Source organism: Salmonella enterica subsp. arizonae, from assembly GCF_008692845.1.
GTDB lineage: Bacteria > Pseudomonadota > Gammaproteobacteria > Enterobacterales > Enterobacteriaceae > Salmonella > Salmonella arizonae.
Map to the genome: position 1 here is coordinate 124,512 of NZ_VXJW01000008.1, position 13,338 is coordinate 137,849.

Annotated in this window: 14 protein-coding genes; 10 read left to right on the forward strand and 4 right to left on the reverse strand. The window is 54.8% G+C overall.

The genetic code is table 11. From position 1 onward, the window contains the following. From hycC to hycA, 3 genes are all read right to left on the reverse strand, one after another. Positions 1-1,827, reverse strand: coding sequence for a formate hydrogenlyase subunit 3 (hycC, locus tag F4V61_RS16005; protein WP_000097058.1), 1,827 nt, complete (start codon positions 1,825-1,827; stop codon positions 1-3). Next, entirely contained in the window at positions 1,827-2,435 is a 609-nt protein-coding gene (gene hycB, locus F4V61_RS16010) for a formate hydrogenlyase subunit HycB (protein ID WP_001079196.1), read from the reverse strand. The genes hycC and hycB overlap by 1 nt, the downstream gene beginning before the upstream one ends. A gap of 139 nt (positions 2,436-2,574) precedes the next feature. Further along, positions 2,575-3,042 carry a formate hydrogenlyase regulator HycA gene (gene hycA, locus F4V61_RS16015; RefSeq protein ID WP_038394701.1) on the reverse strand — a complete coding sequence of 156 codons (468 nt, stop codon included), beginning with the start codon at positions 3,040-3,042 and terminating at the stop codon, positions 2,575-2,577. Positions 3,043-3,251: 209 nt separating this feature from the next. Between hycA and hypA the strand changes: the two genes are divergently transcribed. From hypA to flhA, 6 genes are all read left to right on the forward strand, one after another. Then, positions 3,252-3,623: a hydrogenase maturation nickel metallochaperone HypA gene (gene hypA, locus F4V61_RS16020; RefSeq protein ID WP_000544458.1), complete on the forward strand. Its 372-nt coding sequence runs from the start codon at positions 3,252-3,254 to the stop codon at positions 3,621-3,623. A 106-nt stretch (positions 3,624-3,729) separates the two neighbouring features. After that, on the forward strand, positions 3,730-4,602 hold the full coding sequence (gene hypB / locus F4V61_RS16025; RefSeq protein WP_000337648.1) for a hydrogenase nickel incorporation protein HypB: 873 nt from the start codon (positions 3,730-3,732) through the stop codon (positions 4,600-4,602). Further along, positions 4,593-4,865, forward strand: coding sequence for a hydrogenase 3 maturation protein HypC (gene hypC / locus F4V61_RS16030; protein WP_079828589.1), 273 nt, complete (start codon positions 4,593-4,595; stop codon positions 4,863-4,865). The genes hypB and hypC overlap by 10 nt, the downstream gene beginning before the upstream one ends. Next, positions 4,865-5,986: a hydrogenase formation protein HypD gene (hypD, locus tag F4V61_RS16035; RefSeq protein ID WP_058819065.1), complete on the forward strand. Its 1,122-nt coding sequence runs from the start codon at positions 4,865-4,867 to the stop codon at positions 5,984-5,986. Before hypC ends, hypD begins: the two co-directional genes overlap by 1 nt. Continuing rightward, on the forward strand, positions 5,983-6,993 hold the full coding sequence (hypE, locus tag F4V61_RS16040; protein WP_001059903.1) for a hydrogenase expression/formation protein HypE: 1,011 nt from the start codon (positions 5,983-5,985) through the stop codon (positions 6,991-6,993). Before hypD ends, hypE begins: the two co-directional genes overlap by 4 nt. Positions 6,994-7,139: 146 nt before the next feature. Next, a complete protein-coding gene (flhA, locus tag F4V61_RS16045) occupies positions 7,140-9,218 on the forward strand; it encodes a formate hydrogenlyase transcriptional activator FlhA (RefSeq protein WP_024131771.1) in 2,079 nt (692 codons plus the stop codon). Positions 9,219-9,293: 75 nt separating this feature from the next. Here the strand turns inward: flhA and F4V61_RS16050 are convergent, their stop codons facing one another. Further along, positions 9,294-9,638, reverse strand: a complete 345-nt coding sequence (locus tag F4V61_RS16050; RefSeq protein WP_038394696.1) for a nitrous oxide-stimulated promoter family protein — start codon at positions 9,636-9,638, stop codon at positions 9,294-9,296. Between the two features lie 181 nt (positions 9,639-9,819). Between F4V61_RS16050 and sitA the strand changes: the two genes are divergently transcribed. The 4 genes from sitA to sitD are packed head-to-tail and all read left to right on the forward strand — an operon-like array spanning position 9,820 to position 13,251. Further along, on the forward strand, positions 9,820-10,737 hold the full coding sequence (gene sitA / locus F4V61_RS16055) for an iron/manganese ABC transporter substrate-binding protein SitA (RefSeq protein ID WP_000183428.1): 918 nt from the start codon (positions 9,820-9,822) through the stop codon (positions 10,735-10,737). Further along, positions 10,734-11,555, forward strand: coding sequence for an iron/manganese ABC transporter ATP-binding protein SitB (gene sitB, locus F4V61_RS16060; RefSeq protein ID WP_058819062.1), 822 nt, complete (start codon positions 10,734-10,736; stop codon positions 11,553-11,555). The genes sitA and sitB overlap by 4 nt, the downstream gene beginning before the upstream one ends. Continuing rightward, positions 11,552-12,412: an iron/manganese ABC transporter permease subunit SitC gene (gene sitC, locus F4V61_RS16065; RefSeq protein ID WP_079828591.1), complete on the forward strand. Its 861-nt coding sequence runs from the start codon at positions 11,552-11,554 to the stop codon at positions 12,410-12,412. Before sitB ends, sitC begins: the two co-directional genes overlap by 4 nt. Further along, on the forward strand, positions 12,403-13,251 hold the full coding sequence (gene sitD / locus F4V61_RS16070; RefSeq protein WP_079828592.1) for an iron/manganese ABC transporter permease subunit SitD: 849 nt from the start codon (positions 12,403-12,405) through the stop codon (positions 13,249-13,251). The genes sitC and sitD overlap by 10 nt, the downstream gene beginning before the upstream one ends. Positions 13,252-13,338 lie beyond the last annotated feature (87 nt).

A 13,338-nucleotide genomic window follows, 5' to 3' on the forward strand; every position in this document is an offset into this window, starting at 1 on the left:
TCAGGCTCCTCGTGAAACCACAATCACCACCAGCACCGCCAGCTCAATCAGCGCCAGACGACGGAACAGCACTGCCGCCGCCGCGCTCTGCCAGCCCGGCACCAGAGAGACAGGATTAAGCCATTGACGCAATTTAAGTACCGGGGCAAAGGCCTCTTTCACCGGCATGGCGAAACCGTGCGCGGTGATCACCATCGACCGCTCGTGGTCGTAGCCGCACACCCAGGCCGCGCCGCGGGAGCGCGATGGCAGACGGTTGCCTTTGAACATCGCCATAATGATGAATGGCAATAGCGGACAGGCAATCAGCAGCAGCGTAATCATCGGCTGAGATACGGTGGTGTGCGCGGTTTCCAGCGGCAACGGCACAGCAGTAGAAATCATCGGCAGCAGCCACGGCGCGGCAACCCCGCCCAGTACGCAGCAAATCGCCAGCGCCACCACGCTGACGCCCATCAAAATCGGCGCGCAACTGGCGTTTTCCGCCTCTTTCGTGCGCGGCGCGCCGAGGAAAGTCACGCCGTAAACTTTCGCCATACACATCACCGCCAGCGCGCCGGTAACCGCCAAGCCAACCGCCAGCAGCGGTCCTAACAGACGACCAACAAATGCGCCGCTGTTGCCCAACCTAAAGAAAGACTGATAAATCACCCACTCGCCGGCAAAGCCGTTCAGCGGCGGCAGCGCGGCCATCGCCATCAGACCGACCAGCATGGCGATAGAAATAACCGGCATCCGTTTACCGATACCGCCCAGTTTTTCGATATCGCGATGACCGGTACAAAACCAGATGCTGCCTGCGCCCAAAAACAGCACGCTTTTAAACAGGCTATGGTTCACCAGATGATAGAGCCCGCCGGTCAGACCCAGCGCGATCAGCGCCGGCTGATTAAGAGCAATTCCGGTGACGCCCGCGCCCAGACCGAGCAGGATGATGCCGATGTTTTCCAGAGTGTGATAGGCCAGCAAACGCTGAATGTTATGTTCCATCAGCGCATACAGACCGCCGACAAACGCGGTAATGATACCAAGCACCAGCAGCGCCACGCCCCACCACAGCGGCGCGTTGCCGCCAATCAGCGACAGCGACAGAATACCCAGCAGCCCGATTTTCATCACTACGGTCGAGAACAGCGCGGCGGCGGGAGCGCTGGCGTTGGCGTGCGCCTGCGGCACCCAGCCGTGTAGCGGGATAATCCCGGCCAGCAGGCCAAAACCGATAACGCCGAGCAGCCAGATATCGGAGCCCAGCGGCAGTTGCTGAGCGCGTTGATCCAGCAGCCCCATATCCAACGTGCCATAGCGTTGCCACGCCAGTCCGCAGGCGATTGCCAGCAACAGCGTACCGAGACGACCCAGCGCAAACCACAGTTTGCCCTCTTTGCTACCGCCGGTAAGGAACACTGCGCAAAGCGCCATAATTTCCGCCATCACCACCATTGTCCCCAGATTACTGGCGACTACGGCGCAGACGGCTGCCGCTATCAGCAGGTTGACCAACAGTCCATTGGCTTTTACCTGTGGATGGCGATGCCAGTCGATATTGAACAGGCTGACGAACAGACCGCACAGCCCCAGCGTAATCAGCCAGATAGCATTCAACGGCGTAATTTGCAGCATTTGGCCGGTAAACGGCATCACGCCGCTTACCGTAACGGCGCTGGTCAGTGCGGTGAAACCCGCGCCTGCCGTACACAAGCTGCCGACCGCGCCGCCGATACCGGCAACCCAGCCGCTCAGCGCTTTATGAAACGAAAACAGAAACGCCAGAACGGCGGCGGCGACAAACCAGACTACGCCGCTAGTAATCAGTGAAAGTGAACTCATTATGCATCCCCACTCTGAGCCTGCTGAAACAAGGTGAGATCGCCGAAATCAGTATTAAAGGTCAGCTCACGTTTACGTTTACTGGCGCGGGCGATATCCGTGTTATCCACCAGGTGTAGCGCTTTGGTCGGACACATCCGCACACAGGCCGGGCCTTGCTCGTCAAAGCTACAGAGATCGCATTTCACCGCGATAGCGCGTATGCCCGGCACCCAGTCCAGCAGCGTACTGACACGCGCAGGCGCAGGCGGCGCGGACGGCGCTTTCGGCGTATTGGCGTTCGCCGGAATATGCAGCGGACGGCTGCCGGAAAACTCAATAGCGCCAAACGGACAGGCAATACCGCACAATTTGCAGCTCACGCACAGGCTTTCATTAAGCTGGACAGCGCCGTCAACGCGGTTAATCGCGTTAACCGGGCATACCGTGGCGCATGGCGCATCTTCACAGTGGTGACAGAGCTGCGGCGCAGATTCTTTTTCATTCAGCATCACTTTCAGGCGCGGCATTGATTGCAGGCCATGCTGGCGATGCGTCTCTGAACAGGCGGCCTCACAGGTGCGGCAGCCGATACAGAGAGTGGAGTCAGCAATTACAAAACGATTCACCAGGCATTCCTCAGGTGATTGTCATTTTTGACGAAAACATGCCGTTGAAATGTCATTTTCGACACTTATCGACACGCCCATCCCCAAAACATTCATGACGTGGCGCAACGCCACATCGCGAATCAAAGCAGGCAACGCCTCAGGCTTGTACAGCCGGGCTGTGTCCCTTTACCAGTTGGCGCAAATTGATCGGCGAGTTGTTTTCCACCGCGGCATAGAGGCTGTCGTAAACGCTGGCGATTTTTTCCAGATAGTGCTCCAGCACCTGCTCGCGATCGCGGTTGTTAACCCGCTCGTCAACCTTGCCGTCGATATCGAGCTGCGCCTGTGCAATCAATTGCTTATCTTCGCCATCTTTGGTTTCAACGTAGTACTCAATGGTGTGGCTGTTAAAACCATCCGCCAACGCGACGTAAATACGAAAGTGCTCAAACAGGACAAAACAAAGATCTTTTTCCGGCGCGCAGCTCATTGCGTGATGCAGGCGCGCTTTCGAGAGGGTAATCCCCTGAACCAGCGAGTTGCAGTAAATATGCCACTGGTCCTGTAGGCGACGATGCCGTTGCGCGATGTAATCGGCCTTTTCGCTTATTTCCCAAATAGTCATGTCAGGTTATCCGTTCAACAGAGATGCCTGCGTTAAGCATTTTCCATGCCAATTTTTAAGTTATTGTTTTTTATATATTATTTGTATGATTACTGCTGTTTCGACGCGGTGACGACATGTCATTTCGTCATTATCGACGTTACATGGTCAGGGGATAAAAATATTGGCATAAATATTGCTATACAGGGGCAACTACTACGGGAGGCGATATGCACGAAATCACCCTCTGCCAACGGGCACTGGAATTGATTGAACAACAGGCTTCAGCATACGGCGCAAAACATGTGACAGCCATCTGGCTCAAGATTGGCGCATTTTCTTGCGTAGAAACCAGCGCTCTTTCCTTTTGTTTTGATCTGGTATGCCGCGGCACGATAGCAGAAGGTTGTAAACTGCACCTCGAAGAACAGGAAGCCGAATGCTGGTGTGAGCATTGTCAACAATATGTCACGTTGTTGACACATCGTGTACGTCGTTGTCCGCAATGTCATAGCGATACGCTGCGAATTGTGGCCGATGACGGCTTACAAATTCGGCGCATAGAGATTGATGAGACTCCAGCGCCGGATGGCAACGCTTAAGCGTCTTATCCGGCCCACAGGAACAGCACATATATTATAGGCCGGATAAGGCAACGCCGCCGTCCGGCGACAGGTTTACAGCAAGTAACAAGATCAGGAGTAAGCGATGTGTACGACTTGCGGTTGCGCTGAAGGCAACCTTTATATAGAAGGCGATGAGCATAATCCGCACTCAGCGTTTCGTAGCGCGCCCTTTGCCCCAGCGGCTCGTCCGACTCTGAAAATTACTGGCATTAAAACGCCTGACTTTGCCCCAAGTCAGACCACAGAAGGCGATCTGCATTATGGTCACGGCGAAGCCGGAACCCATGCGCCAGGCATGAGCCAACGGCGAATGTTGGAAGTGGAAATCGACGTGCTGGACAAAAATAATCGTCTGGCTGAGCGCAACCGCGCCCGTTTCGCCGCCCACCAGCAACTGGTGCTCAACCTGGTGTCTAGTCCCGGATCCGGTAAAACCACTCTGCTGACCGAGACGCTGATGAAATTGAAAGACCGCGTTCCTTGCGCGGTCATTGAAGGCGACCAGCAGACGGTGAACGACGCCGCCCGTATCCGCGCCACCGGCACGCCAGCCATTCAGGTCAACACCGGTAAAGGCTGCCATCTTGATGCGCAGATGATCGCCGACGCCGCGCCGCGTCTGCCGCTGGATGACCGCGGCATTCTGTTTATCGAAAACGTCGGTAATCTCGTCTGCCCGGCCAGCTTCGATCTGGGCGAAAAGCATAAAGTCGCGGTGCTTTCCGTAACCGAAGGCGAAGATAAGCCGCTGAAGTATCCCCATATGTTTGCCGCCGCGTCGCTAATGCTGCTTAATAAAGTCGATCTGCTGCCCTACCTCAATTTTGACGTTGAGAAGTGCATCGCCAGCGCGCGCGAAGTGAACCCGGAGATTGAAATTATTCTGATTTCCGCTACCAGCGGCGAAGGCATGGATCAGTGGCTGGCCTGGCTGGAGGCACAGCGATGTGCATAGGCGTTCCGGGTCAAATCCGCACCATTGACGGCAACCAGGCGAAAGTTGACGTTTGCGGCATTCAGCGCGATGTCGATCTCACATTAGTCGGCAGTTGTGATGAAAACGGTCAGCCGCGTCTGGGTCAGTGGGTGCTGGTTCATGTCGGATTCGCCATGAGCGTCATTAACGAAGCAGAAGCGCGCGATACGCTCGACGCGCTACAGAACATGTTTGATGTTGAGCCGGACGTCGGCGCACTGTTGTATGGTGAGGAGAGATAATGCGTTTTGTTGACGAATACCGCGCGCCGGAACAGGTAATGCAGTTAATTGAGCGCCTGCGTGAACGCGCCGCGCACCTTCCTTACACTGCCGAGCGTCCGTTGCGCATTATGGAAGTCTGCGGCGGCCATACCCATGCGATATTTAAATTTGGTCTCGATCAATTACTGCCGGAAAACGTGGAGTTTATTCACGGCCCCGGTTGTCCGGTGTGCGTGCTGCCGATGGGACGTATCGACAGTTGCGTGGAAATCGCCAGCCATCCGGAGGTCATTTTCTGCACCTTTGGCGATGCCATGCGCGTGCCGGGCAAACAGGGGTCGCTGTTGCAGGCCAAAGCGCGCGGCGCGGATGTCCGTATTGTTTATTCACCGATGGACGCGCTGAAGCTGGCGCAGGATAATCCGACCCGCAAAGTAGTATTCTTCGGTTTGGGCTTTGAAACCACCATGCCGACCACCGCCATCACGCTTCAGCAGGCAAAACAACGCGACGTGCGGAACTTCTACTTTTTCTGCCAGCACATCACGCTGATCCCGACGCTGCGTAGTCTACTGGAGCAGCCGGATAACGGCATTGACGCATTTCTTGCGCCAGGCCACGTCAGCATGGTCATCGGCACCGAGGCTTACCAGTTTATCGCCGCCGATTTTAATCGTCCGCTGGTGGTGGCTGGATTCGAACCGCTTGATCTACTGCAAGGCGTGATGATGCTGGTTGAGCAGAAAATAGCGGCCCTAAGCCAGGTCGAAAATCAGTACCGTCGCGTAGTGCCGGATGCCGGAAACATGCTGGCGCAGCAGGCCATCGCCGATGTGTTCTGCGTTAATGGCGACAGCGAATGGCGCGGCTTGGGCGTGATTGAATCTTCCGGCGTCCACCTGACGCCAGAGTATCAGCGTTTTGACGCCGAAGCGCATTTCCGTCCAGCGCCGCAGCAGGTCTATGACGATCCGCGCGCCCGCTGCGGCGAAGTGCTGACCGGCAGATGCAAGCCGCATCAGTGTCCGCTATTTGGTAAAACGTGTAACCCTGAGACTGCATTCGGCGCTCTGATGGTCTCTTCAGAAGGCGCATGCGCCGCCTGGTATCAGTATCGTCAGCAGGAGTGTGAAGTTTGAACAATATACAACTCGCCCACGGTAGCGGCGGTCAGGCTATGCAACAGTTGATTAATAGTCTGTTTATGGAGGCCTTTGCCAACCCGTGGCTGGCGGAACAAGAAGATCAGGCGCGTCTGGATCTGGCGCCACTGACGGCGGAGGGCGACCGTCTGGCGTTTTCTACCGATAGCTATGTGATCGATCCGCTCTTTTTCCCCGGCGGCAATATCGGCAAACTGGCGATTTGCGGTACGGCGAACGACGTTGCGGTGAGCGGCGCGATCCCCCGCTATCTCTCCTGCGGCTTTATCCTTGAAGAAGGGCTGCCGATGGAGACGTTAAAAAACGTGGTAAATAGCATGGCGGCGACCGCGCGGGAAGCGGGTATCGCCATTGTAACCGGCGACACCAAAGTTGTGCAGCGCGGCGCGGCGGATAAATTGTTTATCAACACCGCCGGCATGGGGGCGATTCCCGCCGATATTCGCTGGGGCGCGCAGACGTTAAGCGCTGGCGATGTGCTGTTAGTCAGCGGTACGCTTGGCGATCACGGCGCCACTATCCTCAATCTGCGCGAGCAACTGGGGCTGGATGGCGAGCTGGCGAGTGACTGCGCAGTATTAACGCCGCTTATTCAGACGCTGCGTCATATAAACGGAGTGAAGGCATTGCGTGACGCCACGCGCGGCGGCGTAAATGCGGTCGCCCATGAGTTTGCGGCGGCCTGCGGTTTCGGTATTGAATTGTCCGAATCCGCACTTCCGCTCAAGCCTGCCGTGCGGGGCGTCTGCGAGCTGTTGGGGCTAGATGCTCTGAACTTCGCCAATGAAGGTAAACTGGTGATTGCCGTTGAGCGGCAGGCCGCAGAGCAGGCGCTGGCGGCGTTACGCGCGCATCCGCTGGGAAGTGATGCGGCGCTGATTGGCGAAGTCGTGGAGCGCAAAGGCGTTCGCTTAGCCGGACTCTATGGCGTGAAGCGAACCCTTGATTTGCCACACGCCGAACCGCTGCCTCGTATATGCTGATACACAGCCCGGTGGCGCTACGCTTATCGGGCCTGACTCGTAGCTACCGGATAAGCGTCAGCGCCATCCGGCAAAAATGTAAAACGAATACCTATAATTCATAGACCTTTTCGCACCGCGCTGCGGTATTTTCCTGGAAAAGCAACATGTCGTATACACCCATGAGCGATCTTGGACAGCAAGGCTTGTTCGATATCACTCGTACCTTATTGCAGCAGCCCGATTTGGCGTCGCTCAGTGAAGCGCTTTCGCAACTGGTAAAGCGCTCTGCGCTCGCCGACAGCGCTGGCATTGTGCTATGGCAGGCGCAATCGCAACGCGCACAATATTATGCGACGCGAGAAAATGGCCGTCCTGTTGAATATGAAGATGAAACCGTACTGGCGCACGGCCCGGTACGTCGCATCCTCTCTCGCCCCGATGCGTTGCACTGTAATTTCCATGAGTTTACCGAAACCTGGCCGCAACTTGCCACAAGCGGCCTCTACCCTGAATTTGGTCACTACTGCCTGCTCCCTTTAGCTGCAGAAGGCCGTATTTTCGGCGGCTGTGAGTTTATCCGTCAGGAAGATCGCCCCTGGAGTGAAAAGGAGTATGACCGTCTGCATACGTTTACCCAAATTGTCGGCGTGGTTGCCGAGCAAATACAAAACCGGGTAAACAATAATGTCGATTATGATCTGTTGTGCCGCGAGCGCGATAACTTCCGTATTCTGGTTGCGATCACCAACGCCGTCCTGTCGCGTCTGGATATTGACGAACTGGTAAGCGAAGTTGCTAAAGAGATTCACCACTATTTCAACATCGACGCGATCAGCATTGTGTTGCGCAGCCATCGCAAAAATAAACTGAATATTTACTCCACCCACTACCTTGATGAGCGTCACCCGGCGCACGAACAGAGTGAAGTCGACGAAGCCGGCACGCTCACGGAGCGCGTCTTTAAGAGTAAAGAGATGCTGCTTATCAACCTCAACGAACGCGATCCGCTTGCCCCTTATGAACGAATGTTGTTCGACACCTGGGGCAATCAGATCCAGACGCTCTGTCTGCTGCCGTTGATGTCCGGCAATACGATGCTTGGCGTGCTCAAACTGGCGCAGTGCGAAGAAAAAGTGTTTACCACCGCCAACCTGAAGCTGCTGCGCCAGATTGCCGAACGGGTAGCGATTGCGGTGGATAATGCGCTGGCCTATCAGGAAATCCACCGTCTGAAAGAACGCCTGGTCGATGAAAATCTGGCGCTCACGGAGCAGCTTAATAACGTCGACAGCGAATTTGGCGAGATCATCGGGCGCAGCGAAGCGATGTACAACGTACTAAAGCAGGTTGAGATGGTGGCGCAGAGCGACAGTACCGTGCTGATTCTGGGCGAAACGGGAACCGGTAAGGAGTTGATTGCCCGCGCCATTCACAACCTGAGCGGACGTAGCGGGCGCAGAATGGTAAAGATGAACTGCGCCGCGATGCCGGCGGGTCTGCTGGAAAGTGATCTGTTTGGTCATGAGCGCGGCGCGTTTACCGGCGCCAGCGCGCAGCGGATTGGCCGTTTCGAGCTGGCGGATAAAAGCTCGCTGTTTCTGGATGAAGTGGGCGACATGCCGCTGGAGCTACAGCCTAAGCTGTTGCGCGTCCTTCAGGAACAAGAGTTTGAACGTCTCGGCAGTAATAAACTGATCCAGACCGACGTGCGGCTGATCGCCGCCACTAACCGCGATCTGAAAAAAATGGTCGCCGACCGCGAATTCCGCAACGATCTCTACTATCGGCTGAATGTTTTTCCGATCCAGCTTCCTCCATTACGCGAACGCCCGGAAGATATTCCGCTACTGGTCAAAGCGTTTACCTTTAAAATCGCCCGCCGAATGGGCCGTAATATCGACAGTATTCCCGCCGAAACGCTGCGCACGCTCAGCGGCATGGAATGGCCGGGAAACGTACGCGAACTGGAGAATGTCGTCGAGCGCGCCGTCCTGCTGACGCGCGGCAACGTGCTACAACTGTCGCTGCCGGATATCGCCGCCGTCACGCCCGATACCCCGCCTGTTGCTACTGAAATCGCCAAAGAGGGCGAAGATGAATATCAGCTTATTGTACGCGTATTGAAAGAGACTAACGGCGTAGTGGCTGGACCAAAAGGCGCGGCGCAGCGTCTGGGGCTTAAACGAACTACCCTGCTTTCGCGTATGAAGCGATTAGGCATTGATAAAGACGCGTTAGCGTAACGGGGTGTAGGGCGGCGGCGCAGGCACCTTACCCGGACAGGAGGTTATGCGCGCCCCAGGACTGGCGCTTCCTGTTCATTTTTTGCGCTGATATTTTTCCGGTAATTCCGGAACGGGGCGCTTATCGTCAATAAAGTGCCGCACGGTCAGAACAGGGTGCCGCCAGAGCATTCTCGGCCCTGCCCAACGCATAATCTGCTTCATCTCCTCGCGTCTGGCCGGTTGATAGCAGTGCACCGGGCACTGCTTACAGGCTGGTTTGTCCTCGCCAAATACGCACTTATCAAGGCGTTTTTGCGCGTAGGAAAACAATGCATCATAATGCGCCTCATCATTGGAAGCTTGCGGACACCGACTCGCGTAGAGCGCGATCATTTTTTTGATGGTCAGCTTTTCGCGAGCGATACGGTTACCAGACATCGTGTCCTCTCCGAATATTAATGTGTATTTATTTTACACCTTATCCCTCTTTAACACTATGACTGCGTATCGTCGCGCTCACGCAAATAAGAATTATTTTCATTTATTCATACCTTGTGCTATATAACATAGCAAAGGCTATATTCGATGATTAATTAACCATATTGTTGTGAGGGATACTATGACGAATCTGCGTCGTCTGAAAACACTCCTGATTGTCGGCATTGTAGCGATGCTCGCGCTATCGTCGGCCTATGCAAAAGAGAAATTTAAAGTAATCACCACGTTTACCGTTATTGCCGACATGGCGAAAAACGTGGCGGGCGACGCAGCGGAAGTCAGCTCGATTACCAAGCCCGGCGCTGAAATCCATGAATATCAGCCAACGCCCGGCGATATTAAACGAGCGCAGGGGGCCCAGCTTATCCTCGCGAATGGTCTGAACCTGGAGCGGTGGTTCGCCCGCTTTTATCAGCACCTTTCCGGCGTACCGGAAGTGGTCGTCTCCACCGGCGTCAAGCCGATGGGGATTACCGAAGGCCCGTACAACGGTAAACCTAACCCGCACGCCTGGATGTCGGCAGAAAACGCGCTGATTTATGTCGATAACATTCGCGACGCGCTGGTGAAGTACGATCCGGATAATGCGGAGATCTATAAGCAAAACGCCGAACGCTATAAAGCGAAAATTCGCCAGTTGGCCGATCCGCTACGCGCCGAACTGGAAAAAATCCCCGCCGATCAGCGCTGGCTGGTCACCAGCGAAGGCGCTTTCTCTTACCTGGCGCGCGATAACAACATGAAAGAGCTCTATCTCTGGCCAATTAACGCCGATCAACAGGGTACGCCAAAACAGGTGCGTAAAGTGATTGATACCATTAAAAAGCACCATATTCCCGCCATCTTTAGCGAGAGTACGGTTTCCGATAAACCTGCCCGCCAGGTCGCGCGTGAAGCCGGCGCGCATTATGGCGGCGTGCTGTATGTCGATTCTCTGAGCGCCGCCGATGGTCCTGTACCAACCTATCTGGATCTGCTCCGTGTCACTACCGAAACCATCGTCAAGGGCATTAACGACGGACTGAGGAGTCAACAATGAGTCAATCTGCGATTACCGTTGATCAAGTCACGGTGACGTATCGCAACGGCCATACCGCCCTACGGGATGCCACTTTTCAGGTGCCTGGCGGTACAATCTCCGCTCTGGTAGGCGTAAATGGTTCCGGTAAATCTACGTTATTTAAAGCGTTAATGGGCTTTGTGCATCTTGCGCAGGGCGATATCACTATCCTGCAACAGTCGGTCAATACAGCGCTGAAAAAAAACCTCATTGCTTATGTTCCGCAATCGGAAGAAGTGGACTGGTCATTTCCGGTACTGGTGGAAGATGTGGTGATGATGGGACGCTACGGCCATATGGGCTGGCTGCGCCGTCCCACAGCGCATGACCACGCCTGTGTTGATGCCGCGCTGGCGCGGGTGGATATGCAGGAGTATCGCCACCGGCAGATTGGCGAGCTGTCCGGCGGACAGAAAAAACGCGTGTTTCTCGCCAGGGCCATCGCTCAGGATGGCCAGGTGATCCTGCTGGATGAACCTTTTACCGGCGTAGATGTAAAAACCGAAGCACGAATCATCGATCTGCTACGGGAACTGCGCGATGAAGGTCGTACCATGCTGGTATCAACGCATAATCTCGGCTCCGTCACTGAGTTTTGCGACTATACGGTCATGATTAAAGGGACCGTGCTGGCCAGCGGTCCGACAGAAACTACTTTTACCGCTGCTAATCTGGAACAGGCGTTTAGCGGCGTTCTACGCCATATCGCGCTAAGCGGCGGCGAAGAGCACATCATCACCGATGACGAGCGCCCCTTTATTTCCCGGCGTGTAGCCAGTGGAGGAAAATCGTCATGAACTGGCTTGTCGAGCCGTTTGGCTATCAGTATATGCTCAACGCGATGTGGGTCTCCGCGATGGTGGGCGGCCTGTGCGCGTTTCTCTCCTGCTATTTGATGCTCAAAGGCTGGTCGCTAATTGGGGATGCGCTATCTCACTCTATTGTGCCTGGCGTCGCGGGCGCCTGGATGTTGGGGCTGCCCTTCTCGCTCGGCGCATTTCTTTCCGGCGGGCTGGCGGCAGGGAGTATGCTTTTTCTTAACCAACGCTCACGCCTGAAAGAAGACGCGATTATCGGGCTTATCTTCTCCTCTTTTTTTGGCGTCGGCCTTTTTATGGTTTCGCTCAATCCAATGTCGGTGAATATCCAGACGATTATTCTCGGCAACGTGCTGGCGATCGCGCCAGCGGATATTGTGCAACTGGCGATTATCGGCGTGGTCTCGCTGACAATTCTGCTGTTAAAGTGGAAAGATTTGATGGTCGTCTTTTTCGATGAAACCCATGCGCGTTCCATCGGCCTTAATCCAGGTCTTCTAAAGCTGTTGTTTTTCACCCTATTGTCCGTCTCCACCGTGGCCGCCTTACAAACCGTCGGGGCGTTCCTGGTAATCTGTCTTGTCGTCACGCCGGGCGCAACGGCCTGGTTACTCACCGAGCGTTTTCCACGTCTGCTCGTGATTGCCGTAATGATTGGCAGCCTGACCAGTTTTTTAGGCGCCTGGCTAAGCTACTGGCTGGATGGCGCCACTGGCGGGATTATTGTCGTCATGCAAACCTTACTGTTCATCACGGCCTTTATTTTCGCCCCGAAGCACGGTCTGTTAGCCAACCGTCGGCGCGCCCGCCTGCATAAGGAGCCGTCATGTTCTTAACAACGTTACTGGAGCCGTTTCAGTTCGATTTTATGGTAAACGCCCTTATGGTTTCGGTCATTGTGTCGATTCCCTGCGCCTTGCTGTCAGTATTTTTAGTATTAAAAGGTTGGGCGTTAATGGGAGATGCAATGAGTCATGCCGTATTCCCCGGGGTCGTGCTGGCATATATTGTGGGGATTCCCCTGGCAATTGGCGCTTTCATTGCCGGATTATTTTGCGCTATCGCGACCGGTTATCTGGACGAGAACAGCCGCATCAAACGTGATACGGTGATGGGCATCGTCTTTTCCGGGATGTTTGGCGCAGGTCTGGTGCTCTATGTCTCTATTCAATCGGAAGTGCATCTGGATCACATCCTGTTCGGCGATATGCTGGGCGTATCGCTGGGAGATATCATGCAAACGGCGATTATTGCGCTGGGTATTGCATTAATTATTGGGCTGAAATGGAAAGATCTCCTGCTATATGCTTTTGACCCGCACCAGGCGAAAGCATGCGGACTGAATACCACGCTACTGCATTACGGCTTATTGTGTATGATTGCGCTAACTATCGTCGCCACGCTGAAATCGGTGGGGATTATTCTGTCGATCTCACTGCTTATCGCCCCCGGCGCGATTGCCATTTTGCTGACGCGACGCTTTGCGCGCGCACTGGGTTTAGCGGTTAGTCTGTCAGTGATTACCGCTTTTGCCGGCGTCTATCTGTCATTTTATTTTGATAGCGCGCCAGCGCCGACCATTGTGGTATTGTTTGCCATCGTATTTATTGCGGCATTTATTTACTCAACATGGCGCGACAGGCGTAACGAAGTCGTACCAAAGGCGCACGGTTAAAAGCAGCTTTCAGAAGATGCAATATGGTTGTTGAAATAGAAAACCGCCATATATCTGTTGTGAGCTAGTATGGTAAGCAGCTATCTT